The sequence below is a fragment of the Streptacidiphilus rugosus AM-16 genome, from assembly GCF_000744655.1.
GTDB lineage: Bacteria > Actinomycetota > Actinomycetes > Streptomycetales > Streptomycetaceae > Streptacidiphilus > Streptacidiphilus rugosus.
Map to the genome: position 1 here is coordinate 65326 of NZ_JQMJ01000001.1, position 25182 is coordinate 90507.

Here is a 25182-nt window from a genome sequence, read left to right on the forward strand (position 1 = left end):
CGACCGGCGACCAACCACGCCTCCGCCCAGGGGCACCTATCCAGTCACCCCAATACATAGGCGTGGTGTTCGTCGAACCGGCCGTTGAACGCTGTGACCAGCGCAGCGTGCTTGGCTTTGAGCTTGCCCTGGGCCAGGTCGGCCAGGCGCTCAGGGGACCGCTCGCCGGCGACCATGGCGTCCAGCATGTTCCGTGCCGAGAGTCCGAACAGGTTGGTGGCGACCGAGGAGAGCTTGATGTGCGCGTCCTCGAGCAGCTTCTCCACCCGGTGCTTGTGTCGGGTGCGTTCCTGGGAGAGTGCGGCACGCAGCCGGGTGAGGTCCCGCAGTCGGCGGATGGGTCGCTCGGGGACGAAGGATGCACGGAGCATGCCCCGCTCGGCGAGCTTCGCCAGCCAGATCGCGTCGAGCTTGTCCGTCTTCGGGCGTCCCGGGACGTTCTTCACGTCGCGGGCGTTGACAAGCCGGCACTCCAGCCCGCAGGACTCCAGGAGGAAGAAGAACGGCCGCCAATACACGCCGGTCGCCTCCATGACGACCCGGGTGACGCCCAGCGCGACAAGTGCCTGGCCCAGCTCCATGATCGCCTCGGTCGTCGAGGCGACGTTCCAGGCCTCCTGCACCCGGCGCTCAGGACGCGTCGCGTGGGGCACCCGCGTGCAGACCATGCCGCTCGCCTTGGCTATGTCGATTGCCGCGACCCGTTCCACCAGCTCGGATTCGAGCTCCAACTCCTCTGCAGCCATCACCTGTTCCCCTCATCGCCGCTGACGCGGTGATGACCGCCCGGGGAGCCATGGAGGGAAGACGAGAATCTAACCCGCGTGCTCGAAGCACCAGTGCGCAGCCCCTCGGAAGCGACTCCCGGCACCAGACTCATTACGGGCCACCAGCCCAAAGATCAGCGGCGTCGGGCAAGCGGCCACCCCACTCCATTTTCACGGCGGCGCCAACGTCCGGAAGCCGGATGCAAGGACTCATTCGTCTTGGCACCGACCTCGCGGGCGGCGACGGTCAACGCGTCCCGGTGCCGCACCGCGGAGAACACGTAGACCTGCAAGCCGTCGGGGCGCTTCGCCCCGCGCAGGCACTTGCCGTCCCCTACGAAGACCCGGCGCTGCACTCGGGGCGGTGGTGTGCGTTCGGCGCGGCGCTGTTCGCGCTCTGCGAGGCCCTCGGGGGTAAGCGCGGCGGCTGTCGCTTCGTTCTCGGCCAGGGCGGCCAGCCGCTGGTAGCCGGCCCGGGTCAGCTCGGCCGGGTCGACCTTGCCGTAGGCGTCACGCAGGGTCCTTTCGTCCGGGCACCGTATCCGTCCGCTCATCGGGTCGAAGGGGCAGCCGAGGTCGGCCAGGACCTGCTGGTCACAGCGGCGGGCCCACTCGCTGATCGCGACCAGGGAGTTGTGACCGGCGGTGGTGATCGCGCAGACCCCGATCGCGAGCAGCGTCGCCAGCCGGTAGCGCACCCCGCGCGGATCACGCGGATCGGGGACCCGGGCCAGGGCCCGCAGCAGGCCGTCGGGGACCGCTCCAGCGTCGGCCTGCACAGGTGTTAGGCAGGGCGCGTACGCAGGCACGAGGAACGTAGGAGAAGATGAAGCGACGAGCACGGCACCTCTGCAGATCGTGAAGCCTTGAGAACTCCATGATCCACAGGCGCCGTGTTCGCTTTACGCCCACGGCACCATCGATGCCGGCGTGGTCAATCCGGATATTCCCGGAACACTCCGGGGCCCTGTTGCCCGCTGAAGACGGCCCGCTTCAACGCGCTCTGGAAGAACTTCAGAACACTCCCAAGGCCGCGGGCAGGTGGGTGCGGTCTGGGAGGTTGAGTCGTCGGCAGGCGCTGGTGATGGTGGTTTGTACGGTGTGGGGGGTGATCATCAGGGCTTGGGCGATCTGCCGGTCGGTGTGGCCGGCGACCGTCAGGGTGGAGGCCTTGTATTCCAAGCCGGGCAGGATGGGTGTGGAGGGGGGCGGCGGTCCGGGGTCGGCGCCGATCGCGGCTAGCGCGGTGCGAGTGAGCCGTGTCAGGGCTCGGCTTCCGCAATTGTTGGCGAGGTCGTGGGCCTGGACCAGGATGGGCCTCCCGGTGGCGGTGTCATCGAGGCGGCAGGCTGCCGCACCGAGGTGGTACAAGGCGCGGGCGTGCTCGAGGAGGGCCGGGGAGCTGGCGAGGGCGCTGGCGGCTTGGTGGAGCAGGTCGAGTCCGGCATGGCCTTCGGTGATCACGCCCAGGGCGCGCAGGCTGATGCCGATGGCTGTTTGTGTTCCCCAGGCCTCGGCCAAATTGAGTTCCTCGTGTGCCAAGGCGAATGCCTGTTCACGGTGGCCGAGTGCGGCGTGGGCCAGGGCGGCCTCGGACCGCCATGGTGCGGAGGCAGGGGTGGTCACCATGGACCGTTGTTGGGCGCTTCCCCCAGGTCGTGGACACCCTGATCATTGGATCGCGAGGATCCGTAGAACAGGAGTTCCCGTTGGGGACGTCGAAGTACAGCCCTGAGTTCAGGGCCGATGCCGTCGCGCTGTACCACGCCACGCCGGGCGGTACGTACGCGTCGGTGGCCCAGGACGTGGGCGTCAACCACGAGACGCTGCGGATCTGGGTGCGTGATGCGGAGGCGGCTGCCCGGCCGGGGGCCGGTGAGGCGAGCGCGATGGAGAAGGAGAACCGGCAGCTGCGGGCGCGGGTGAAGGAGCTCGAGCTCGAGCGGGAGATCCTGCGCAGGGCCGCGAAGTATTTCGCCCGGGAGACCAGCTGGTGAGCAGCCGCTTTCAGTTCGTCGAGGATCACCGGGACGCCTACGGCGTGAAGCGGCTGTGCCGGATGATGCAGGTCTCGCGGTCCGGGTTCTACCGGTGGCTGGCCGGCGCGGACGCGCGCATGGAACGGGCGAGGGCGGACGCGGAGCTTGCCGAGCGGATCGCCCGGATCCACACCGACTCGGACGGGACCTACGGGGTTCCGCGCGTCACCGCCGAGCTGCGGGATGCCGGGGACCGGATTAACCACAAGCGCGTGGAACGCGTGATGCGCACGTTCGGCATCGTCGGGCTGCACCTGCGCAAGAAGGTCCGCACCACGATCCCCGAGCCGTCGGCGACACCGGTGCCGGACCTGCTGGACCGTGACTTCACCGCGGCCAGGCCGAACACCAGGTACGTGGGCGACATAACCTACCTGCCCATCGGTGGCGGCCAGTTCCTTTACCTGGCCACGGTGTTGGACCTGTGCTCGAAACGGCTGGCGGGCTGGTCGATCGCCGACCACATGCGCACGTCCCTGGTGACCGACGCCCTGCGGGCCGCCGCGGCCGCCCGCGGCGCAGCCGGACTGCGCGGGGCGATTTTCCACAGCGACAACGGGGCCCAGTACGGGTCCAGGGACTTCGCGCACGTCTGCGCGGAGCTCGGCGTGACCAGATCGCGCGGCGCAGTGGGCACCAGCGCGGACAACGCCGCCGCGGAGAGCTTCAACGCGACCATGAAACGCGAGACGCTCCAGGGACGGAAACGGTGGAACGGGGCCCGCGAAGCCCGACTCGCCGTCTTCCGGTGGGTGACCCGCTACAACACCCGGCGGCGGCACTCCAGCCTCGGCCAGATCAGCCCGGTCACCTACGAACAACGATCAACTACGCTGGTCGTTGCCGCATGACAACCGGTGTCCACGAACCCGGGGAAACGCCCGTTCCCCGGCCGCGCACTGATTGAAGGTGGCCAGCGCGGCGCGGGTCTGTCCCTGGGCGGCTTGGAGTCGACCGCGGGCGAGCAGGGCCGGCGTGCTCCAGGTGTAGTCGAGGGTTCCGAGGTCGCCGACGGTGTCCAGGAGGCCGGCCGCCTCGTTCAGCTCCTCCCGCTCGATCATTGCATTGACGGCGTGTTCGGTGAACCTGAGGGCCATCCGGTCTTTGCCGGCGGCGAAGGTGGGAAGGTCGGCCAGGCTGATGGCCAGGGCGAGGGGGACCTGTCCTCGGCGGCTGGCCATGGCGCTGCGTCCCATTGCGGCGAAGGTGGACAGCAAGGGGGAGCTGTGGCGGGATCCGAGGTCGGCGAATTGGCCGAAGTACACCGCCGCGTCGTCGAGCCGGTCGGTGAGTATCAGAGCGAAACAGGCGTAGCCGTAGCCGAAGAGCTGAGTGCCCGGGCCTTCGATGACGATGCCGCCGCGTAGCGCTCGGTCGATCAGGGTATCGGCGATTTTCGCGCTTGAGTCGGCACACACCGCTGGGATGACCAGGGCGGCCAGGACGGCTCGTTCCTCCGGAGTGTCGCCGGGAAGGTCCAGGTTGCGAAGCCGCATTGCCCAGTGCCGGGCTTGCGCGACAGTGGATGCCTGTTCGCAGCCGATGACGACCAGTTGGGACTGCAGCCGCCAGGACAGGGCCCGTCCCTGGTCCGTACGGTCCGCATCGCCTTGTTCCAGGTCGGTGATGGCCTGGGCGAGCACATCGACGGCGTGTTCGGGGTGCCGGTTGACCAGCAGGGCGCCGGCCAGGGCATCGGTGGCGTGCGCACGCTCAATCGGGTCAGTGATCGCGGCCAGTGCCTGGGTCAGGTGGGATACCGCAGCCCGAGGGTCGCTGAGCATCTCCTGGCCCCCAAGCTCAGCGAGCACTCGGGCACGTGCGCGGGGCTCGGCGGACTCGCGCACCGCCCGGCGCAGATAGGTGGCGCCTGCCTGCGGTGCGCCCCGCCTCGCGGCGGTGCGGGCGGCCTCGCGCAGGCACTCAACGCGCCAGGCTTCGCCGGCCGGTTCGGCTTGCAGCAGGTGCGCGGCCGTGACCTCGCCGGGCGCGCCGTCCTCGTACAGGATCCGGGCGGCGTCGGCGTGGGCGTGGGCAAGCTGCCCGGCGGTCATGATCGACTCAATGATCATCGTGCGGATCAGGGGGTGGGTGAACCGGACCGTGTCGGCTGGCTCCAGCACGCCGATCCGGGTCAGCGCGCGGGCCTGGTCGGCGGTCTCGGCCTCTGACATGCCGCACAGGGCCGCAGCCACTTCCCACCGGGAGCCGTCAGGCAGGACCACCAGCGCCCGGGCCAGGGCCACGGTCGCTTCCCTCTGGCGGGTCAGGCGCTTGAGCACCGTGGTGGCCAGGACACGGCCGTGCAGATCCGCCACCCGGTGGACATTGTCGCCGGTCGGTTCGACGTGGCGCTCACCCAGGCTGCGGATCAGCTCCCGCAGCAGAAGCGGATTGCCTTCGGCCGCTCTCGCGCACGCCCGGCTGAACGCCCCCTCCGCCTCCCTGCCCAAGCCGGCACGCACCAGGCGTGCGGCGCTGGCCTCCGACAGAGCCGGCAGGTCCACGAGTTGGCAATCCGGCTGGGCCGTGATCTCGTCCAGCACGGCCTCGAAGGAGACTTGTTCGGTAGGCCTCGTAGCTAGGACGAGCAGTACACGCAGCCCGTCGAGCCGGCGGGCCAGGTAGGCAAGCCACCGCAGCGAGGGCAGGTCCGACCAGTGCACGTCATCGATCACCAGCGCCAGCGGACCGTGGTCGGCGGCGTTCACCATCAGCCAGTACAGGCCGTGCAGCACACCGATCTGCGCATCCGGCAGCGCCGCGATTGTGACCAGGTCGGCGTCGGGCTGCAGGATCCGGGTGGCCAGATGCGCCGGGCCCTCGAGCAGGCGGTCCCGGCCGGCCGTGTCAGCCGTGCCAAGCACAGCTTCCGCGAGCTGTCGGGCAATGGAGAAGGCGAAGTCACCCTCCAGTTCGCTACCGCAAGCCCGCGCCACCTGCATGCCGCGTGCGCGCTCGCGCTCGGCCCAGACCTTCAGCAGCGAGGTCTTCCCCATCCCGGCGCCGGCCCGCAGCAACACTACCCGCCCGCGCCCGCCGCGGGCGATCGAGGCCGCCTTTTCCAGCACCGCCAGCTGCCCGTCACGATCGAGCAGGTCGGCTTCCGCCGCCGCGTCTCCGGCAACGGGGACGGCTGCCGCACCGGTGCGGCCGGCGGCCAGGAACGCAGCGGTCTGGGTCTCGGTCAACCCCAAGGCCGAGGCCAGCATCTGCACCGTGCGGCTCTGCGGGCGCCCCCGACGACCATGCTCCAGGTCCCGGATGGACCGCGCGGCAACACCAGCGGCCTCGGCAAGCTCCTCTTGCGTCAGTCCTGCAGCCCGGCGCCAACCCAGCAGCAGCTCACCGAATGCCGTCACCCGAACCATCCACTGACTAGGCCTCCCACACCAACCAGCACCCGGCGCCGCGCACCGACAGGACACTACTTGCTGGTAACTATGGGGACTCTACCGGCAGTCGGCCCAGCCGTCACCGCTGGAAGTGCCTACGCGTGCGCGATTCATCCGGTCTTTCGTCCGGTTGTTCTTCCTGGTGTCCCGCGCGGCCCTTTGGTCTGATCTAAGTCACCGACTCACCCATCCCGGACGTGCCAGCAGAACCTGGCGGACGGAAATCTCTCCAGGCGCCAGGGCATTTTCGTTCGTGTCCAGGAGAGGAGTCGTGCTCAGGATTAGACAAGACAGCTGGCTGCCGGGGTGAGGTGGTCTGCCTGATGTTCTTGGCTGCGATCTTCGCCGGCGGCAACTGTGACGAGGTCATCCAACTCATTCCGCTGCTCCAAACGACCCCGCCGAATCGGGGCCGTCGGGGCTGGCCGCTTCGTCGGCCCAAGCGGACCTCTGCCGACCGCAGCTACGACCACGACACCTACCGTCGGAGGAACAACATCGTGGACTTCCCCGCCAACTCCCGGCCCGGTGTCATTCCGGTCGGCCGGACAGCGATCGGCGACGCCGACGCCGCAAGTCTGCTTGGCGTCTCTGTGACCATGTTCCGCCGCCGACGGCTCTACGCCGTCCTGCCACCCACTCTCTCTCGCCCGGGCGTCCGTATCCGGCTGTGGGATCTGGACCAGGTCCATGCTTGCCTCTCCGGGCAAGCCGTCCCCGCGCTACCCATCGAAGAGGACCCGCTTGACCTCCTTGACAGCGATGCCGCCCGCGGCGCCCTGCCCGAGGGACGCCGACTCGCTGCCGAGACCTGGCGCGCCCGCCTATCCGCCGGAGCTGGACCTGCTCCTGACCAGACCTTCCATACGAACAACCTCCCCGGCACCCCTACACCCTCCCCGGCCTGCCCTGGAGCGCCCTATCGGTTTCGCGCCACCGTCTTGGCCTGGGACGCGCAACGCCAAGCCTTCAGCGTCGGGCGCCGATCTGTGACCTCGAAGACCGCGCCCGCGAGGCCACCGGCCGGCGGACCGGTCCGCGCGTTACAGGCAGGCGCCCCTGCCGTGATGTGACAGCCAAGCGCCAATTCGGGATGATCAGGAAGATCATCCGATTGAAGGCTCCCGGTCACTACATGCTCGACGACGGGACTGAGTTGGCCACCCAGCAGACGGCCCGCAATGACGTACTGCAGGTCGCGGGCGAGCATCAAGGGGTGCTGCCGGTACTGGGGTCCGGTGAGGCCTTCGCGCCAGGCGCCGGGGGCCTGGTCCATGAGCCATTTGTAGGCGGTCTCCTCCCAGCCGGGCAGGCCTGGGGCTTCCACCGCGGCGGGCCAGGTGGCGGGTAGGGCGGGCTTTAAATCGTGCACCTGTTCGATTGAAGCACTGTGGCGCGCGTCGTACCAGCCGACATCAGGATCACCAGTTGGGTGATCTTGATTTTTGTGTGAGTCCTGGCACTCACGAGCTGAGGCCCAAGGGGTGCCGGCTCCGATGCCCGCGCCACCGAGGGGACCGCATGCCCCTACGTCTTCTTGCAGGATCCGTCGGCTCGCCGGGGGCCTCCGGGATACGGGGGAGGTGGCATTCAGTCTCTTTGGCGCTGTTCCGTGGCAGGGTTGAGCCTTGCATCCCCGTTGCGACAACATCCAAGCTTCGCAAACCCGTGCGGACAGCCGGGAAGCATGGCAGCGTTCATGGGCAGTGGTCATGGACGCGTCGCAGGGCTGGCGTTAGGGGTCTGAGCATGCAGCCGGGGGAGGGGAACCGACGTCTGGAAGCGCCGATGGTGGAGGCAGGCTTAACCAACAGCGGGCTGTCCAGGCGCCTGATCGATGCGGCGAAACGCTCTGGCCAGGAAGCTAGGCCTAGCCCGACTCAGGTTGCCCGTTGGTTGAAGGGGCAGGAACCGCGAGCTGAAGCCGCCGCACTTCTGGGCCAGGTGATCAGCCAACGTCTGGGCCGTGGGTTGACACTGGGGGATCTCGGGTTCGACAGCGCACCTGCCTCGGACCTGGCCGGCGGTATTGAGGGGAACTACTCAGCCCCGGGTTCACCTGGCCAGGGACGTTAACGATCGTGGCACGGGTAGTTCGGACGGCCCGTCAACTGTGGCTGTCCGAACCACCCTTTACCGCCGAGATAATGGAAGGCGGTAGGCCCGGCTTAGGCTCAGCCGAAGAGGTTGTCGTGGGTGTTGGCCATCCGCGTCTGGTCGGGGTGCTGGTGGACCCAGTCGGTGACGTTCTTAACCGCCAGGTCGGTGTCGCTCTCCTTGATGTAGTCCGAGAGCCGGGATCCGGCGATCAGACCGTTCACGCCGACCTCACCGAGCATCCGTGCCGCGCAGTCGGCACCGTCGGGCGAGGAGCCCATGGTCCAGGCGAAGACGCCACGGAGGTTGCCAGCGTCACGGTTGGCGACGCTCTCCTTGAGCCCCGTGACCTTGTCATCGTTGGCCATGCAGGTCCCGTACAGGGTGGCGAAGACGGCCGAGCCGTCGGTGGCGAACCGGTGCTCGGCGGGGATTCCGCCGCCCTGCGCGGAGTAGGTGCCGCTCACCTGTGAGTAGGTACCGGTGACGGCTACCGACTCCAGGGGGCTCAGGTTCTGCTTGAGAGCGTTCCAGGCGGCGCTGTTGTCGGCCGAGTAGGGCACCTCGTACATCACCCTGATCCCGGCGGCCAGCAGCTTGTCACGGACCATGCCGCGCAGAGCGCTGATCTGGGCGGGCTGGTCGCCGTCGTTGGAGTCCTTGATGTCGACCCATGCGACTGCGAGGTTCTTGCCGCTGCGCCGGGCGTTGGCCATGGCGTCGAAGATCGCGCCGGTGAGCTTCAGCCCGATGTTGCCCGCATTGACAGGGTCGCTTGACGGGTTGCCGGGGTCACAGGCAACCCACTGCCAGCCGCCGGCGCACCCGCCGGAAACGTTGAACGCGGCATCGACCTCGATGCCGTTGTAGCCGGCGTCGAGAGCGTCGTTGACCCGTTCGGCGGAGTTCAGGTTGTGGGCGAAGGCGTAGATCGGGCGCGGCTGAGCCGATGCCGCAGTGGACTGGAACTGCTCCCACGGGCCGATGGCGTCGGCGCGGGCACGCAGCTCGCCGTAGTTGTCGCCGGTGTAGCCGAGCTCGGCCGAGACGTACTTGCCGTTGGCGTTCGACTTGATGGCGTAGCCGGCGCCGCTGGGCTCGAGGGTGAACTGCTCCCACGGGCCGATGGCGTCGGCGCGGGCACGCAGCTCGCCGTAGTTGTCGCCGGTGTAGCCGAGCTCGGCCGAGACGTACTTGCCGTTGGCGGAGGAGCGGAGCGAGTAGAGGCCGTTGCGGTTGTTTCGGCACAGGGTGAACTGCTCCCACGGGCCGATGGCGTCGGCGCGGGCACGCAGCTCGCCGTAGGCGTCGCCGGTGTAGCCGAGCTCGGCCGAGACGTCTTTGCCGGCGGACGGCGACCCGAAGGCGATGTCCTCGGTCATGCAGGCGGTCTCGTCGGGGGCGCCGCTGCCCAGCGCGCTGTTCAGGTAGTTCTGGTACGCCGTCAGTGCGGCGACGCCACGCTCCATGTTCGCATCGGCGACCGGGAGCTCGTTCCAGGTCAGTTCCTGCTGGTAACCGTGCCGCCAGCCCCTGGTGTGCACCGCGTCGGTCCGCGGGCTGTCGCCGTCGGGGGCCATGGCATCGACGTTCTGCCCGGTGTCCCAGAACGACTGCAGGGCGTACGCGCCCCAGTCCTCAGCGCCGCCCCAGGAGAAGTACTGCTGGGTGGGGGTGGGGAGGGCCAGGTCCTGCATCACGACGGCGCCGCCGTTGCCGCCCAGGTAGGTGGCGATCTTCTGCTTCTCGGGGTTGAAGAGCAGGAACTGGTTGCGGTCACCGACCCTGATCCATTGGCAGTACGGGTCGGCGGTGTCGAACGACTTCAGCCAGACGCTGTCGTTGTCAGCGCTGGCGCACAGGATGTGGTTGGGCCAGGCCCCGTTGGTGAGGAATATCGGTCCGGTCACCAGCTGTGTCGACGTGGCCGCCGAAGCGTGGGTCGCCGGCAGGCCGGCCAGGCAGACGAGCACCGTGCAGAGGGCAACGGCGGCGGTCCACAGTCTCCGCACGGCGGGACCGGCGGTGCGCAAGAGTCGCGTCATGGGTCCGGGTACCTCAGCTCTTCGGGGTCGGTGCGTAGCGGACGGTGTGGGGCTGGACGAAGCCGTTGCGGATGACGAACGCGTCCGCACTGCGTCGGGAATCCTGGGGGCTCCGGGAACCGGTTTCCTTCACTGACAGCACCTTTCTGTGCTGGGGATGTGACGGAGCGGATCTTTCAGCGCTCCGTTAGATCAGATCATCGGGTTACCCGGGACGCCAGGATGAACAGCCGGACGAAATACCGGACGAAATTGCGTACCTGTATGCACGTTGGGCGGTGACGGTTGGGGCCCGTCGCCGGTAGGTTGATCTCCTGCTGCCTGCCCTCAGGGCCCCGGAGTGTTCCGGGAATGTCTGGTTTGATCATGTGATGCCGTGGAGTCGCAGGACGGCGATGGGGTCGGTGTGGGCGCGTCTGGCGCTGGCGGCGTTGACCCAGCCGAGGGTCCAGAGGGTGCCGCGGACGATGTCGCCGAGGGTGGCCATGACGGCGGGCGTTGCGGGTGCGGATGGTGCGGGCGTCTTCGCCGAAGGTGACGTCGCGGACCCAATGGACGCTGTTCTCGATCGTCCAGCGGCCACGCGCACAGGTGGCGATCTCCTCGGGGCTAGCAGCTTCTCCACCCTGTGCTTGTGTCGGGTGCGTTCCTGGGAGAGTGCGGCACGCAGCCGGGTGAGGTCCCGCAGTCGGCGGTCGGGGCGGTGGTGTGCGTTCGGCGCAGCGGTGGGCGCGCCGCTGTTCGCGTTCGGGCAGTCCCTGGGGAGTGCGCGCATCAACTGGCGCTTCCTGCTCGGCGAGGGCGGCCAGCCGCTGGTAGCCGGCTCGGGTCAGCTCGGCTCTCCGCCGTCAACCCGCCCTCATCCGCATAGCGCATACACACGACGTACCGCGCAGATGACCATCAGTCAGCCACACGAACAGGCCAACCACCTCGAAATGCCGAAGTCAGGAACCCAGAGTCACTGACGTGATCACCCCGTGGCTGGGAAAATGGGCCTGGGTGTCCCGGTCTGCCGTTGTTACTGCGATGCCGGTGAGCTCGTAAGTCAGGATGGTTTTGGGGGTCGCTTCAGGGAACCACGGTTTGTGCCAGGGCCGCCTCCGGCGCCGGGAGCACGCGTGTCAGTCTCCGCTCCGTCCCATGACCCCTCCGGGCCACCCGTCGGTTCATGCGTCGCCGAGTGGGAGGGAGCCGGTCATGGCCCGGCTGGACGTGAAGGACGAGGTCATCCATCTGCGGTCGGCTGGGGTCGATCTGGGCAAGCGGTTCCTGCTCGGCTGCGTGCGCACCCCCAGCACCACGCACCCGGGCCGGTGGAGCCTGGAGACCGAGCGGTTCGGCACCACCCGGGCCGAGATCCGCCGCCTGCTGGCCTGGCTGGTGGAACACCGCGTCGAGGTCGTGGTGCTGGAGGCGACCTCGGACTACTGGCGCAGCGTCTACTACTTGCTGCAGCCGCACCTGAACCTGATGCTGGTCAATCCCTCCCACCTCAAGGGCATCCGGGGCCGCAAGACCGATCCGAGCGACGCGGCGTTCCTGGCTCGGGCGGGCGCGTCCGGGATGGTGATGGGTTCCTTCGTCCCGCCCCGCACGGTGCGGGAACTGCGCGATCTGACCCGCCGTCGGACCGAAGTCGTCCGGGCCGCGGGCGCGGAGGCTCAGCGGCTGGAGAAGGAGCTGGAGGACACCGGCTTCAAGCTGGCCTCGGTTCTGTCGAACGTGGTGGGTGTCTCGGGCCGGGCGATCCTCGAGGCGCTGGTCGCCGGTGAACGCGACCCGCAGCGACTGGCCGATCTCACCGTCCGCCAGGCCCGCGCCAAGATCCCACAGCTGGTCGAGGCCCTGGACGGGGGGCGCTTCCCCCAGGTCGTGGACACCCTGATCATTGGATCGCGAGGATCCGTAGAACAGGAGTTCCCGTTGGGGACGTCGAAGTACAGCCCTGAGTTCAGGGCCGATGCCGTCGCGCTGTACCACGCCACGCCGGGCGGTACGTACGCGTCGGTGGCCCAGGACGTGGGCGTCAACCACGAGACGCTGCGGATCTGGGTGCGTGATGCGGAGGCGGCTGCCCGGCCGGGGGCCGGTGAGGCGAGCGCGATGGAGAAGGAGAACCGGCAGCTGCGGGCGCGGGTGAAGGAGCTCGAGCTCGAGCGGGAGATCCTGCGCAGGGCCGCGAAGTATTTCGCCCGGGAGACCAGCTGGTGAGCAGCCGCTTTCAGTTCGTCGAGGATCACCGGGACGCCTACGGCGTGAAGCGGCTGTGCCGGATGATGCAGGTCTCGCGGTCCGGGTTCTACCGGTGGCTGGCCGGCGCGGACGCGCGCATGGAACGGGCGAGGGCGGACGCGGAGCTTGCCGAGCGGATCGCCCGGATCCACACCGACTCGGACGGGACCTACGGGGTTCCGCGCGTCACCGCCGAGCTGCGGGATGCCGGGGACCGGATTAACCACAAGCGCGTGGAACGCGTGATGCGCACGTTCGGCATCGTCGGGCTGCACCTGCGCAAGAAGGTCCGCACCACGATCCCCGAGCCGTCGGCGACACCGGTGCCGGACCTGCTGGACCGTGACTTCACCGCGGCCAGGCCGAACACCAGGTACGTGGGCGACATAACCTACCTGCCCATCGGTGGCGGCCAGTTCCTTTACCTGGCCACGGTGTTGGACCTGTGCTCGAAACGGCTGGCGGGCTGGTCGATCGCCGACCACATGCGCACGTCCCTGGTGACCGACGCCCTGCGGGCCGCCGCGGCCGCCCGCGGCGCAGCCGGACTGCGCGGGGCGATTTTCCACAGCGACAACGGGGCCCAGTACGGGTCCAGGGACTTCGCGCACGTCTGCGCGGAGCTCGGCGTGACCAGATCGCGCGGCGCAGTGGGCACCAGCGCGGACAACGCCGCCGCGGAGAGCTTCAACGCGACCATGAAACGCGAGACGCTCCAGGGACGGAAACGGTGGAACGGGGCCCGCGAAGCCCGACTCGCCGTCTTCCGGTGGGTGACCCGCTACAACACCCGGCGGCGGCACTCCAGCCTCGGCCAGATCAGCCCGGTCACCTACGAACAACGATCAACTACGCTGGTCGTTGCCGCATGACAACCGGTGTCCACGAACCCGGGGAAACGCCCGGGGACTTCACGCCCCACCACGCGTTCATGGTCCGCCACTACCTCGACCAGATCGACCACCTCAACGCCACGGTCGCGATGTTCGACGCACGGATCGCCGAACTGCTCGCCGCCCAGCAGCACGACCTCGACCTGCTGGACACCATCCCCGGCATCAGCCGTCTCGCAGCCGAGATCGTCATCGCCGAGACCGGCGGCGACATGGCCCAGTTCGCCACCGCCCACCACCTCGCCTCCTGGATCGGGGTCTGCCCCGGGCAGAGCGAGTCCGCCGGCGTGAACCGCTCCGGACGCACCCGGCACGGCAACACCAACCTCAAGCGACTGCTCGGGATCGCCGCAATGGCCGCGGTCCGCAACAAGGACTCCTACCTCGCCGTCTTCTACCGCCGCATCGCCTCCCGCCGCGGCGCGAAACGCGCCCTGGTCGCCGTCATGCACAAGCTCGCCATCGCGATCTGGCACGTACTCCACGACCAAGCGCCCTACCGGGAACTGGGTGCCGGCTACTTCACCAAGCGCAACCCCGAACGCGCCATGCGCCGCATGATCAAGGAAGCCAACAGCCTCGGCCTGACCCTCCGCTTCGAACCCATCACAGCGGCCTGACCTCACACACTCCGAACTTTTCGTGTCAGTAACCAGCCCGATACGGGCGCCTGACAACGGGATGACATCGAACCAGTCGCCTCCCGCGCCCGTCTCGCTCGCCACCGGAAGGTATTTGGTGGCCACCTCCACGGCATTCTGCGGTGCAGCGGAACTCGATGCCAAGCTGTCCTGGACCGTCGAGGCGACCGCTCTCTCTGCCATGTATCGGCGGGCGTTGTCGATGGACGCGGCGGTGTGCTCGGCGATGTGGCGTGCCAGCATCAGGTCTGCTTCGCCGAAGGGAGCTCGCGGTGCATACCGTGCCAGCACCGTGAAGCCCAGCAGCGTGCCGCCGGCCGACAGCGGCAGGACACTACGCGGACGCCGGCCGGATGCCCCTGTGGCCGGGTGCGGATCCTCAAGGAGGACCCCGTCGAACGCACGGTCTTCGCCCTGTAGTGCCCGCTCCATCAGTTGGTCCACCGCTGGGTGGGATCCGGTCGGCTCAGACCAGGCGGCGTGGACGGACCGGAACGAGGTCCGCTGCAGTAGGGACCGCTCCAGCCGCTCGGCAGGGGGAAGCTGCTGGCCTGTGGGTACTTCCGGCAAGAGCTCCACGACGACCTCGTCAGCCAGCTCCGGCACGACGGCGTCGGCCAGTTCGTCCGCCGTGCGCACCACATCCAGACTCGAGCCGATACGACTGCCAAGCTCGTAGGCGAGGGAGAGGTGTTCGCGGGTCCGGACGTGCTCGGTCGCATCCATGATCACGTGGCCCAGCGCGAACGCCTCCCCTGACGGCGCCCGCAGCGGAGAACGCGGCGGTGGCGGGCTCAGAGAAGGAGTCCCTTCTAGAGAGAATCTATAGAATGGCATAGAGTGGGCCCATGGCACTCACCACCATTCAGGTCGATGTGGAGGTGCGCGACCGGCTCAAGGCGATCGCCGACGCCTCCCACACGTCCATCAAGCAGGTCGTGGCCCGCATGGCAGCGCAGACCCTGACACCCGCCGAACTCGCCGAGCGCCAGACCCGCGGCCGTGCCGCGATGGCCGCCAACGGCGTTGTCATCGACGACGACCCTGCCGACCCCGACCGGCAGGCCGCCCACGCCTTCTGGGCCGGCCTCGAAGGCGACGCGTCTTGACACCTGGCACCGTCGTCCTGGACCACACCGCCCTGGCCGCCCTGGCCGCCGGCAACCGTTTCCTGTCCTACGTTTACGACACCACCCACCAATCTCCCCAGCGCCGGATCCTGGTCCCGACCATGTGCCTGGCCCAGAGCGAACGCGACCGTCCCGGATCCGCCGACTACTTCGCCTCCCTCGAAGCACTCACCTTCCTCGACCTGGACCTCGCCGCCGCCAGCGCCGTGGGCCGCACCACGCTGCCCTGGCCCCATGCCCACGCCGCCCACGCCGCCTCCCCCGGCATCGACTGGCCCCAAGGCCTGCCGCTGCTCACCGACGACACGGACGTCTACCAGGGGCTTCCCATCAGGACCTTTCCGCTCCAGCCGCCCGGCTGACGAGGAACGCGGACCCCGCGGGGGCCAGGGCGGTTGCAAGTTCCGGGGTCGTGCAGTTGGTCGGGTAGTGAGCGGTTGGGGTGCATAACAGGGCAGGCACGGGCTTCGTGATCATTGTGGTGTCTGAAGTCCAATGATCATGAGGTGGCCCCTGCCTGTCGCTGTATCTTCTCGTGTCCCTGCCGTGCTGGTGAAGCTGGGTCCGCTGAACGCCGACCGGGTCACCGACCTGCGCCCCTACCTCGACGCGGTGCCCGACCCCCGCTCGCGACGGGGCCGGTGGTACCCGCTGACAGCGATCCTGCTGGTGTGTGCGCCTGCGCGGTCGTGGCGGGGGCGAAGAGCATCGCCGAGTGGAGCGCGCGGGCCTCGGACGCCCTGCTGGCGGCCCTGGGTGTCCGCCGTCACCTGTTGAGGTGGCGGACCGGGCGGTGGGCGCCTACCTGGCCGACCGGCACCGCGCCGCCACCGAGCCGGCCGCTACGCCGTCCACGCCCAGGCGGCGTCGCGTCATCGCCGTCGACGGCAAGGCGCTCAGGGGCTCGGCCCGTCTCGCGGCGGTACGCCGGCACCTGCTCTCCGCGGTCACCCACGGCCGCGTCGTGACCCTCGCTCAGGTGGAGGTCGGCGCGAAGACGAACGAACCACGCACTTCAAGCCCCTGCTCGCGCCGCTGGACCTGGCCGGCGCCGTCGTCACCTTCGACACACTGCACTCGGTCAAGGCGAACGTCTCCTGGCTGGTCGAGACCAAGAAGGCCCACTACATCGCCGTGATCAAGACCAACCAGCCCACCGCCCACCGCCAGCTGGCCGCCCTGCCCTGGCGCGACATCCCCATCCAGCACACCGCCTCCGAGACCCGGCACGGCAGACGCGAGTCCCGCTCGATCAAGACCTGCGCCATCCCCGACGAACTCGGCGGCATCGCCGTCCCCCACGCCCACCTGGCCATCCGCGTCCACCGCCGCCGCAAGAAGACCGGCAAGCGCGAGACCCGCGAGAGCGTCTACGCCGACCAGCCTCCACGTCCACCAGGCCAGCCCCGCCGACCTCGCCGCCGCGATCCGCGGGCATTGGGGCATGGAGAACTCCTCGCACCACATCAGAGACGTCACCTTCGCCGAAGACGCCTCCACCGTCCACGCCGGGACCGCACCCCCGGTAGGACGGCTCCAAGGCCCCGAGCAGCAGACCGGAGACGCCGGCCAGCAGCGCCCAGTCACACTCCTTCAGAAGAAGTCGATCACCACCCCCGGTCTCGGAAGGAGCATCAACTCCGACCCTGTCAAACCCCGCTCACCAGAGAGAACGAAGTTGTTACATGCTCAATAGGGGAGCAATTCGGACGTGTCGAGGGCGAAGTTGAAGGGGGCCGGGACATGGATCTTCTGGCCGAAATCGGCGTCTTCCCGCATGCGGTAGCGGTTTCCGTCGATCTCCTGAAACAAAGTCGCTGTTTTCTGCTGAGCATCCACGATCAGGTACAGCGGGATACCCATGAGGGGGTAGTCCCTGAGCTTTCCGGTCCAATCGTTCTCCGGGTTGGACGGGGACACGACTTCCACGGCGATCAGTGCGAGATCTGCGGGCGTGGTGTTCCTTCCGGTTGTCATAGCTTCGTCAGGAAGGTAGGTCAGGTCGGGGTTGCGCAACTTTGCGACCTGGGGCGAGTACAGGTCGGTGTTGTTCGAGAAGAGATGTCCGTCCGGTGCGTGGCGCTCGAACTGGCGCTGGACGATCGCCAGGTTTCGCTGATGGATGTCAGTGGGCGACGCCTGCATGACGATGGTGTCGCCTGAGAACTCCACTTTCCAGTCCGAAGGGATCTGACGGCGGACCTCCTCGATCATCTCGAGGTGCTTCGGGTCGATGCTCATCGGGCTTCCTCCGTAAGGTGTCGGGCTAGGGTAGTCGGGTCAGGCCCGGCGCGTCGCACCACTCACCCCGACTCACCCAGGGTCCCGAGGAGTGCGATCTGGTCGCGGTGAAGGTCGGCTTGCTTGATCTGCTGGTGCTGCCACACTCCCGGCCGGAAGGTGGTGTCGTCGCCGAGGCCGGGGCGGTTGCGGGGGCCGGTGAGAGTGCCACCGGCTTTCAGGTAGGCGTCCATGCGGCGAAAGCCGCGCTGCCACTTGGGGTCCCATCTCCACAGCGGGTCCAGATCGTCGAGCAGCTGCCGCTGCCGTTTGGTCAGGTTCGGGTTCAGGCGCTGGACGCGCATCCATCGCCCGACGGTGTAGCCGTCGATCTTGGCGCCTGCGGGGATGGCGAGGTCGCCGTGGAGCGTGTGCCAGGCCTTGGCGTAGGCGTAGCCGCGTGCCCAGGCGTGGGCGTGCTTGTCCCAGATCATGCTGATCCGGTCGAGTTCGCTTGTCCGGGCGGCGTCGAGCCGTCCGGCCGCGCGGGCTTCGCGTTGCCGGTTCAGCCAGTCGACGAGGTCGCCTTCGCGGGCGTCGAGGTGACCATGCTGCTGGTGGAATGCCTCGGCCTTCTCGTACCACTTCTCCCACTCGGCGGTGCGGGGGCTGAGCGCGCGCAGCTTGAGGGTGCGCAGGATCTGGTCTTCATAGGCGGTGGTCTCCACGCGCAGCCACTCGACGTCTTCGGCCGGGAGGCTGTCCTCCAGTTCCTCGGCGTCCGTGTCCTCTTCCAGGCCCGGTGCGGCGGTGTGTGGGCGCAGTTGTCCGGCGCCGTAGCGGTTGGTGCGCAGCTCGGTGATGCGGGCGGTGACCCGCTCGTCGTGAGCGGCGAGCGCGCGCAGGACCTGCCAGACGGCGGCGAAGGCGCTGCGGTTGAGTTCGGTCTCGGTGTCGTCCTGCCCCGCGGTCTCGTCGCCGTTGGTGGCGGGGAGGTAGACGGGGATGATGATCCTGGCGATCTTGCCGGTCACGCCGAGGGGGACGCGGAACGCGCGCCCGGCGCCTTGGACGATGTCGACGATCGAGTTCTTCGGGTCGGCGAAGATCACGGCGTCGACGGCCGGCAGGTCGATGCCTTCGGCAAGGAGGCGGCTGTTGGCGATCAGGGCGCTGGGGTGGCCGCCGGCGGTGCTCGCGGTGGCGAACTCGTTGAAGGCGCGGCGGCGGTCTTTGAGGCGGTCGCTTCCGGCGACGGCGGCGCGGTAGAGGTGGGTGAGGCGGTCGCTGGGCGGCAGGAGCTGGGCCGCGTGGTGGAGGGTGTGGATGAAGTCGCGGGCTCCGCGGATGCGGGAGTGGTAGGTGATGACCCGCTGCAGCTGGTAGGTGTCGATGGCGCGGCAGGTGGCGATCTGCAGGGCCAGGCGCTGGAGTTCCTCGTTGGTGCGGCGTGAGCGCAGGTCGGCGATGCCGGGCTCGTTGAGGAGTTCCTGGAGGTCCTGGTCGGTGATGACGGGGACGATGACTTCGTAGTCGGCGATGAGGCCGTCGGCGATGCCTTGGGCGACGGGGTAGCGGAATACCGTCTCGCCGAACACTTCGGGGTCGTCCATAGAGCAGATGACGGTCTGCTCGCTGCTTTCGAGGCCGGAGGTGATGCCATCGGTGATACGGGGGGTAGCGGTGAAGTAGAGGCGACGGCGGGAGGGGATTTTGCTGTCGTCGTGGACGGCAGCCCATGGCTTGGCGGACGAGCCAGCGGTGCGGTGGGCCTCGTCGATGACGGCCAGGTCGAAGCCTGGCATCGCGTGAAGAGCGTGGGCTTCGACGACGCGGTCGAGGCTGGCGTAGGTGGCGAACACTGTGACCGGGCGGCCCGCGGCAGCGCGGACCACTTCCGCGATCTTGTGGGCTTTGGTGGTGATGACCGCGTCGACCTTCAGACCGGCTTCTTCGAGTTCCCGGTTCTCCGAGGAGGAGCAGACGATGACGATCGGTCCGCGGCGGCCGCCGTGCCGCAGCCACACGCCGGCGGTCTGCCAGACCAGCTCGATGGTGGGCATGGTGGCCAGTACCGTGCCGCGCGGTGCGACGCGCCGCGCACAGGCCGCGGCGATGAGGGTCTTGCCGGAGCCGCAGCAGGATTCGACGATCGCGCGGCCGCCGTCGCGCACAGCCCGCCAGGCTGCGGTGACGGCCTGCTTCTGGTGCTCGCGCAGGGGCATGAGGAATGGCCCGGCCGCCTCAGGGGCGCACTGGTGCGGTGCCGCCGGCTCCCAGGTGTCCTCAACGCGGCGGGGATCGCCGTCGGTGTCCACAGCCTGGGTCTCCACTTGTCCGATCCCTCTTCGATGACTTGGTGCGGCGTCTGATCCTGCGGGGTGTGACGGGTGGTCAGCGGCTGGGGGTCCAGCCGCGGACCTCGATGTAGATGATCTCGGCGTCCTCGGTGGCGCGGCCGGTGTCGATCAGCCACTTCAGGACGGCGGCGGTGACGTCGCCGCCGGCGGCCGCGACCATCGCCGACCACTCGCGGGCGTCGAAGCCGCCGGACACCTTCGAGCCGTAGGAGCGTTCCTCGGTGCCGTCGGCGCGCGGGACCACACCACGCCGCAGCCCCGGTGAGTCGTCCTTCGACCCGGAGGAGAGCGCGAAGTGGCGCTTGCGCATGCGCACGGTGACGGCGACCCGGCCGCCGCGCTCGGCGGTGTCGTGGATGACGCCTGCCAGGTGGCCTGCGCCGCGGGCGATCGCTTGGCGTCCGGCGCGGCCGGCCATCGACCCGCCCGGAGTCTCCAGCACGTCGCGGCCGCGGACCCGGGCCACGCGCCCATCCTTGGTGAGTCGCCTCGTCAGGTTCTGCTGTGCGATGGCCTGCAGCGCTTCCGGGTCGCGCTCGCCGCCCTCGACGGCGCGGACGAGCTGGCGCAGTGCGGGCACGAAGCTGGCGCCCTTGCCCTTGGTGAAGAACTGGGAGACCAGGGAGGCGTTGCGCTGCAGCATGTCGGCGATCTGGCGGCGGTTGAACCCGGCGTCGACCAGCTGCTGTGCGAGCTGTGCGGCCTCTCCCGGCTGCTGCGGTGTGGTCATCGCTCACCGGCCTCGGTGGCGGCTAGGGCAGTGCGGCCCTTGTCCCGGATCGCCAGCAGCTCGTCCTCGCTGCCGGGTGCCGGGACGGGGCCGGTGAGGTGGCCCTTGAGGAGGTAGTCGCCCGGTTCGCCGTGGTAGGGCCAGTCGTGGCGGGCGGTCAGGTAGATGGCGTCGGTGCGGAACGCCACCACCTGCCCGGCCGGGACGTGCAGGGCGCCGACCTGGGCGTTCTCCGGGCGCATCCGCATCGACAGCAGGGCGGCCCGGGCCCCGGACCAGACGCTGGCCGACCACTCGGGGTGGGCCATCGGGTCGCGGGAGAAGCCACTGACGCGCTGCCAGGTGACGTGGCGGTCGTCGTGGGTGAGGATCTCCGCGCCCTCCGGGACCAGATGCAGCTCGTCCGCGGGTGTGGTGCCGGTGACCAGGCGCGGACGCTGGGCGAAGCCGCCGATCCCGAACAGCAGGATGCTGCGCACTGCGCGGGAGGCCAGGTAGAGGGCCTGGCGCTGGCGGGCATCCGCGTGGATCCGCGCTGCGGCGGTCAGCGAGGCCCAGGCCTCCTTGAGCCACTTGGACCACTTGTCGATCGGGTCGCCCTCGGCGAAGAGCAGTGCGTCCAGCACCTCGATACGCCACGGCGCGACCGGGTTCGACAGCGCCGTGTAGATCTCCGCGCCGCCGGCCCACGTCGTGAACGTCGCACCGGGTGTGGCCGGGTACTCCCAGTTGCGGTCACCGCTGATCGGCGCGGGCAGCAACCCGACGTGCTCCCACCCGTCCGGCACCGTGACGCGGACCTGGAGGTGCGCCGGGGACATGAGCAGCTTCTTCTGCTCCGCCTCGCTGAGCTTCGCGAACTCGGCCCCGGTTACGCGCCCCGGGGCGCCGACCGGGCTGCGCCAGGTGTGCCGGGCGTAGGCAAAGGTACGGTCGTACTCGACCAGGCACGGCAGCTCGGCCGACACCCGCGGCGGCAGGATCAGCTCGGTGCGGCCCTGCCCGGCGGTCGCGTGGAACAGACCCCGCAGCTCCTCCGACAGGACCGGGTAGCCGCCCGCCCACTGCCCCTTCAGCGGGATCGTGCGCGCCCACAGGTCCTTGCCCGTCTGCGACGGAGACCCCATCAGCACGACGTCAGGCCACTTGACCTTCAAGGCCTTCCACAGGCACACGAACGCCTCGCGCACCAGCTGCGGATCTGCCCCGTCCGGGTCGAACCACTCGCGCACGGAGCGGATCTCCACATGCTCGCCGTTCCGGTCCGCGCCGGCGCGGGTGTAGCGGCCGACCGGCTGGCGCGCGTGCACGAAATGCCCGGCCATACGGTCCCGGCCCCGGCCGGTGTCCACCGTCCAGCGCTGCGAGGTGGTGTTGAGCCACGCGGCGACGGCCTGCTTCAGAGTGGGATACCGTTCCGCGCCGGCATGCCACGGGTCCCCCGCGGTGACGTAGAGGCGCTCGATGCCCGGCGCGACCGCCAGGACAGCGTCCAGGATCTCCTCCGGGGCGCGCGCCCCCAGCTCCAGGCGAACCTCACCGCCTCGCCAGACCAGCACACCGTTGACCGTGTCCAAAAACCCCATCTCCCGCGATCCCTGGGTGAAGTTGGGGCGCTGGGAGAACAGGTCGCGTGTCACCGCAGTGTAGGCCTCGCCTGCCGCGCCGTCCGGGATGGAAGGCAACTCGATCCGCTCACCAGGCGGTCGCCCCGCAGGCGGCGACGGCTTGTCGTCTACCTCCACGGTGGCGGGCGCAACGTCGTCCTCAGCGTGGCCTGCCTGCGGCGTCAGGGCGGGAGCTTCGGGCGTCTGCATTCGGGGCTGGGCTGCGGCCGACTGGAACGCTGGGGCGACAGCGCCCTCGGGCCCAAACTCGGCGGCCACCTCCGGTGCCGGCTCGGGGGCTCTGGCGGCAGCTGCAGGCTGGTGAAGTTGCGCACGGGCATGATCGGGCGTGGGGTCCAGGCGCGGCACGAGCGCCACGACGTCCCCGATGCTGACTCCCGCGGCCTTCGCGATCGCGGCGGCTTTCGCGTCGTCGAAGCCGCCGAGCTTGCGAACCCGGCTCTCCCGGTCACGCAGCAACTTGGTGAGGGTCTTCTCCAGCCTGGCGATGTCGTCGCGCAGTGGCCGCAGATCGGCGAGCCCGGCGTTGTAGGAGGCGCGATCCATCAGCTGACACCCTCGTGGACAACCGCCGGACCGGCCGGGACATAGGCGATCGGCCCACCTGACTGCGACGGGAGCCTGCTCCCGAGCAGCTGCGCGGCAAGCTTCTGGTCCTCGGCGTCTACGCCAGGGAGGAGCACGTGACCCTCGGGGCTGGTCAGGTCGGTGACGTAGCCGGCCAGCCGCGCGCCGGTGAAGTGGAAGCGGCGCAGCGTCGCGGGTTCGCCGTTGTCCACCCAGTCATTGAGGTCGACCAAGACGGCCACGACGAACCCGCACACCGTCACCGGCAAGACTCGGCCCTCGGCCACGCGGCTTGGGTCGCACCTCCACCAGCGGTTCGACGCGTGCAAAATCTCATGCGGCGTGAGCTGAGTGCCGAAACCCAGCCAGGCCCTGTCCTCTCCCTCGTCCCCTACGACGGGCATGGCAGGGCCGATGCGAAGCACCGCGAGTTGCGCGACCGGGAGCAAGGACAGGTCCGTGTGCGGTGCGGTCTTGAGCGCCTGGAGCGCTTCCAGGGGAAAGACCTGGCCTCGAGGGCGATTCAGGACGCCGGGCACCAGTCCGGTCTGCACGAGCTTGCGCAAGGGCGCCCCGGTCACACCCAGTTCTCCCGCCGCCTGCCCTGTCGTCAGCCGCACAACCGTTCCTCCGGGTTGAAGAATCCGCCTCCGCAATAGCATACAACAGCTATTAAGAGCGCATATGCATGCTCTATAAATGGCTCTTGCTATTCAGCGCACGCCTGGCCCCGGCCGCCGTCATCCCTCACCCGCGCCTGGGGAGCGCGCTGACGGCCGCGCCCAGGGACGCAGCCAGTAGGACGGCGGCGGCCCGGGCGGCGGTGAAGCCGTGACGTGCCAGGTGCAGGGTGAGGGTGACGGCCGCGACGCCCAGGGCCGTGCCGAGCCCACGGGCCATGTTGACCAGGCCTCCGGCGGTTCCCGCCGACGAGGCGGGGATGGCGCGCATGACCAGGGCGTTGTTGGCCGGGGTGAAGACTCCCAGCCCCAGGCCGAGCAGGAAGGGCCACGGCAGCGCGGCAGCGGACACGGGCAGGACCAGCAGCAGGATCAGGGCGGCTACGGTGGTGACGACACCGAGCCCGGCGCGGAGGCGGTCCCCCAGCCGCCGGGCAGGACCCTGTCGGCCAGAGTGGCGGCGAGCGCGAACCCTGTGCCGAGTGCGTTGAGCAACGGAGTCGGTCTGGCTGACAGGTCGGCAGGTCGGGGTGTGTTGCTCGGCCGTCGCAGGCCGTTCCCGGGTTGCCATGGAAGGGTGAACTCATCTTCCTCTGGAATGCTTGCCCCCTTGTCATGCCGGTCCGGGGGGCTCTCCCGGCGTGCCGTGTTGAAGGCCGTCGGTGTGGCCGGTCTGGGTGGCTCGGTGGCGAGGCCCCGGACCTCCCGACGGGCCGCGCATCTGGCGGCGGCCGGTGCCGGAAGTCTGGTCCTGGCTGCGGATCAGGCCAGCGAGCGGGTGCTGCTGCTGGATGTCACCGATCCGGCATGGCAGCACGCCACGCGCGGCGTCCATGACCTTCGGGCGGCCCGTGCCGCCTCCTGGTCCTGGTCACCGTTGGACCGGGAGGAACTGGCCGGTCTGGAGCCCAAGCGCACCTGGACCAACGTCAGCGAGGCCAAGTACCGGCTGTGGAACGGTACGCACTGGGTACTTGCCTGCGCGTCAGGGGGCCTGGCCGCGATGGTGTCCTACCCCGCCGGGTGGGTGTGGTGGGCCGGGCGCACCGGCGCCAACGCCCACAGCGTGGAGGTGCTTCCTAACGGCAACGTCGCGGTCGTCGCCAGCACCCAGGACTTCGTCCGGATCTACACCGCGTCCCAGTCGGCTCTGTCGGCCCACTACACCCAGTTCGACCTTGCGGGCGCGCACGGACTGCAATGGGACCAGACCCGAAGGCTCCTGTGGGCCGTGGGCGATACCAGGCTCGTCGCCCTCACGATCGGCGGCAGCGCGAGCCATCCCCAGATGAAGCTGGAAAGGTCCGTCGCCTTGCCCAGTCACGGAGGCCACGACCTGAACGCGGTCGCCTCCGCCCCGAACCTTTTGTGGGTCACCACCAACACCCACGTCCACCAATACTCCATCGCAGGCAACGCCTTCGTGCCCTACACCGGACAGGCCGGCATCGACACGCCGGGAGTCAAGAGCATCGGCGACGATCCCGTGAGCGGCCAGGTCCTCACCGTGGCCCCCGACAGCGAGAACCCGTGTCAGTGGTGCACCTCGACCCTCACCTTCCACCTCCCCGACGGCACCCGGCGCATCGCGAAGACCAGCCTGTACAAGGCCCGGTGGATGCCCGCCATCCCGGCGGGGAACACGCTCCCGCCTGCGTCTTCGGGACAGGGTGTGACGGGGAAGTAGGAGGCGGAGCAGGCACGCCGCCTGGCGTCGGGCGCGGCAGCGCCGGCCTGGGCCCGTGGCACGGGGCG

At 69.2% G+C, this 25182-nt stretch carries 20 protein-coding genes and 2 pseudogenes; 7 read left to right on the forward strand and 15 right to left on the reverse strand.

Going from position 1 to position 25182, the window contains the following annotated elements:
* Nucleotides 1-44 precede the first annotated feature (44 nt).
* The 3 genes from BS83_RS00315 to BS83_RS00325 all read right to left on the reverse strand — a co-directional run bounded on the left by BS83_RS00315 (nt 45) and on the right by BS83_RS00325 (nt 2396).
* Nucleotides 45-746, reverse strand: a complete 702-nt coding sequence (locus tag BS83_RS00315) for an IS110 family transposase (RefSeq protein ID WP_051942249.1) — start codon at nt 744-746, stop codon at nt 45-47.
* A gap of 155 nt (nt 747-901) precedes the next feature.
* The gene (locus BS83_RS00320) at nt 902-1546 is read right to left on the reverse strand and encodes a transposase family protein (protein ID WP_051942250.1); all 645 of its coding nucleotides are present in this window, start codon (nt 1544-1546) and stop codon (nt 902-904) included.
* A 235-nt stretch (nt 1547-1781) separates the two neighbouring features.
* A complete protein-coding gene (locus tag BS83_RS00325) occupies nt 1782-2396 on the reverse strand; it encodes a helix-turn-helix transcriptional regulator (RefSeq protein WP_084712976.1) in 615 nt (204 codons plus the stop codon).
* An 80-nt stretch (nt 2397-2476) separates the two neighbouring features.
* Between BS83_RS00325 and BS83_RS00335 the strand changes: the two genes are divergently transcribed.
* A protein-coding gene (locus BS83_RS00335; RefSeq protein ID WP_157596645.1) for an IS3 family transposase occupies nt 2477-3657 on the forward strand; the annotation gives its coding sequence in 2 pieces (ribosomal slippage) (nt 2477-2747 and nt 2747-3657; 1182 coding nt in all).
* Here the strand turns inward: BS83_RS00335 and BS83_RS00340 are convergent.
* The 5 genes and pseudogenes from BS83_RS00340 to BS83_RS48670 form a co-directional block, all read right to left on the reverse strand.
* On the reverse strand, nt 3631-6168 hold the full coding sequence (locus tag BS83_RS00340; RefSeq protein ID WP_037599562.1) for an ATP-binding protein: 2538 nt from the start codon (nt 6166-6168) through the stop codon (nt 3631-3633). The genes BS83_RS00335 and BS83_RS00340 overlap by 27 nt on opposite strands.
* Before the next feature lie 952 nt (nt 6169-7120).
* Complete coding sequence (locus BS83_RS44715) at nt 7121-7477, reverse strand: hypothetical protein (protein WP_157596647.1); 357 nt, start codon at nt 7475-7477, stop codon at nt 7121-7123.
* Between the two features lie 898 nt (nt 7478-8375).
* Nucleotides 8376-10343 carry a hypothetical protein gene (locus tag BS83_RS00350; protein ID WP_037599565.1) on the reverse strand — a complete coding sequence of 656 codons (1968 nt, stop codon included), beginning with the start codon at nt 10341-10343 and terminating at the stop codon, nt 8376-8378.
* 364 nt (nt 10344-10707) lie between these two features.
* Complete coding sequence (locus tag BS83_RS48160; RefSeq protein ID WP_269664820.1) at nt 10708-10830, reverse strand: hypothetical protein; 123 nt, start codon at nt 10828-10830, stop codon at nt 10708-10710.
* Nucleotides 10831-10891: 61 nt separating this feature from the next.
* Nucleotides 10892-11176, reverse strand: a pseudogene (locus BS83_RS48670) (hypothetical protein); the annotation flags it as partial.
* Between the two features lie 367 nt (nt 11177-11543).
* Here BS83_RS48670 and BS83_RS43080 point away from each other — a divergent pair.
* The 5 genes and pseudogenes from BS83_RS43080 to BS83_RS00380 form a co-directional block, all read left to right on the forward strand.
* A pseudogene (locus BS83_RS43080) lies at nt 11544-12023 on the forward strand (IS110 family transposase); the annotation flags it as partial.
* Nucleotides 12024-12269: 246 nt separating this feature from the next.
* Nucleotides 12270-13450 (forward strand): IS3 family transposase gene (locus BS83_RS00365; RefSeq protein WP_157596645.1). Its coding sequence is split into 2 segments (ribosomal slippage): nt 12270-12540 and nt 12540-13450, totalling 1182 coding nucleotides; the frame shifts between segments, so codons are not numbered across the junction.
* Nucleotides 13447-14091: a transposase gene (locus tag BS83_RS00370; RefSeq protein ID WP_084712978.1), complete on the forward strand. Its 645-nt coding sequence runs from the start codon at nt 13447-13449 to the stop codon at nt 14089-14091. Before BS83_RS00365 ends, BS83_RS00370 begins: the two co-directional genes overlap by 4 nt.
* A gap of 869 nt (nt 14092-14960) precedes the next feature.
* Nucleotides 14961-15221, forward strand: a complete 261-nt coding sequence (locus tag BS83_RS00375; protein ID WP_037599567.1) for a hypothetical protein — start codon at nt 14961-14963, stop codon at nt 15219-15221.
* The gene (locus BS83_RS00380) at nt 15218-15604 is read left to right on the forward strand and encodes a PIN domain-containing protein (RefSeq protein WP_051942254.1); all 387 of its coding nucleotides are present in this window, start codon (nt 15218-15220) and stop codon (nt 15602-15604) included. Before BS83_RS00375 ends, BS83_RS00380 begins: the two co-directional genes overlap by 4 nt.
* 613 nt (nt 15605-16217) lie before the next feature.
* Here the strand turns inward: BS83_RS00380 and BS83_RS46935 are convergent.
* The 7 genes from BS83_RS46935 to BS83_RS48495 all read right to left on the reverse strand — a co-directional run bounded on the left by BS83_RS46935 (nt 16218) and on the right by BS83_RS48495 (nt 23998).
* Nucleotides 16218-16721 carry a hypothetical protein gene (locus BS83_RS46935; protein ID WP_232247973.1) on the reverse strand — a complete coding sequence of 168 codons (504 nt, stop codon included), beginning with the start codon at nt 16719-16721 and terminating at the stop codon, nt 16218-16220.
* Nucleotides 16722-16931: 210 nt separating this feature from the next.
* Nucleotides 16932-17483, reverse strand: a complete 552-nt coding sequence (locus BS83_RS00390; protein WP_037599571.1) for a Uma2 family endonuclease — start codon at nt 17481-17483, stop codon at nt 16932-16934.
* Between the two features lie 62 nt (nt 17484-17545).
* The gene (locus BS83_RS00395) at nt 17546-19795 is read right to left on the reverse strand and encodes a DEAD/DEAH box helicase (protein WP_037599573.1); all 2250 of its coding nucleotides are present in this window, start codon (nt 19793-19795) and stop codon (nt 17546-17548) included.
* A 61-nt stretch (nt 19796-19856) separates the two neighbouring features.
* Nucleotides 19857-20552 carry a hypothetical protein gene (locus BS83_RS00400; RefSeq protein WP_037599575.1) on the reverse strand — a complete coding sequence of 232 codons (696 nt, stop codon included), beginning with the start codon at nt 20550-20552 and terminating at the stop codon, nt 19857-19859.
* Complete coding sequence (locus BS83_RS00405; RefSeq protein ID WP_037599577.1) at nt 20549-22726, reverse strand: hypothetical protein; 2178 nt, start codon at nt 22724-22726, stop codon at nt 20549-20551. The genes BS83_RS00400 and BS83_RS00405 overlap by 4 nt, the downstream gene beginning before the upstream one ends.
* Nucleotides 22726-23367 carry a hypothetical protein gene (locus tag BS83_RS46940; RefSeq protein WP_037599579.1) on the reverse strand — a complete coding sequence of 214 codons (642 nt, stop codon included), beginning with the start codon at nt 23365-23367 and terminating at the stop codon, nt 22726-22728. Before BS83_RS46940 ends, BS83_RS00405 begins: the two co-directional genes overlap by 1 nt.
* A 127-nt stretch (nt 23368-23494) precedes the next feature.
* A complete protein-coding gene (locus BS83_RS48495) occupies nt 23495-23998 on the reverse strand; it encodes an MFS transporter (RefSeq protein WP_332262297.1) in 504 nt (167 codons plus the stop codon).
* A gap of 114 nt (nt 23999-24112) precedes the next feature.
* Between BS83_RS48495 and BS83_RS00420 the strand changes: the two genes are divergently transcribed.
* A complete protein-coding gene (locus tag BS83_RS00420; protein ID WP_157596649.1) occupies nt 24113-25114 on the forward strand; it encodes a DUF6528 family protein in 1002 nt (333 codons plus the stop codon).
* The last annotated feature ends 68 nt before the right edge of the window (nt 25115-25182 follow it).

Coding starts and splice junctions, on each gene's coding strand:
- BS83_RS00370 (WP_084712978.1), top strand. CDS start 13,447: ATGACAACCGGTGTCCACGAACCCGGGGAAACGCCCGGGGACTTCACG.
- BS83_RS00325 (WP_084712976.1), bottom strand. CDS start 2,396: ATGGTGACCACCCCTGCCTCCGCACCATGGCGGTCCGAGGCCGCCCTG.
- BS83_RS48495 (WP_332262297.1), bottom strand. CDS start 23,998: ATGGCAACCCGGGAACGGCCTGCGACGGCCGAGCAACACACCCCGACC.
- BS83_RS44715 (WP_157596647.1), bottom strand. CDS start 7,477: ATGGACCAGGCCCCCGGCGCCTGGCGCGAAGGCCTCACCGGACCCCAG.
- BS83_RS00375 (WP_037599567.1), top strand. CDS start 14,961: ATGGCACTCACCACCATTCAGGTCGATGTGGAGGTGCGCGACCGGCTC.
- BS83_RS00350 (WP_037599565.1), bottom strand. CDS start 10,343: ATGACGCGACTCTTGCGCACCGCCGGTCCCGCCGTGCGGAGACTGTGG.
- BS83_RS00315 (WP_051942249.1), bottom strand. CDS start 746: ATGGCTGCAGAGGAGTTGGAGCTCGAATCCGAGCTGGTGGAACGGGTC.
- BS83_RS48160 (WP_269664820.1), bottom strand. CDS start 10,830: ATGGCCACCCTCGGCGACATCGTCCGCGGCACCCTCTGGACCCTCGGC.
- BS83_RS00400 (WP_037599575.1), bottom strand. CDS start 20,552: ATGACCACACCGCAGCAGCCGGGAGAGGCCGCACAGCTCGCACAGCAG.
- BS83_RS00405 (WP_037599577.1), bottom strand. CDS start 22,726: ATGGATCGCGCCTCCTACAACGCCGGGCTCGCCGATCTGCGGCCACTG.
- BS83_RS00390 (WP_037599571.1), bottom strand. CDS start 17,483: ATGAGCATCGACCCGAAGCACCTCGAGATGATCGAGGAGGTCCGCCGT.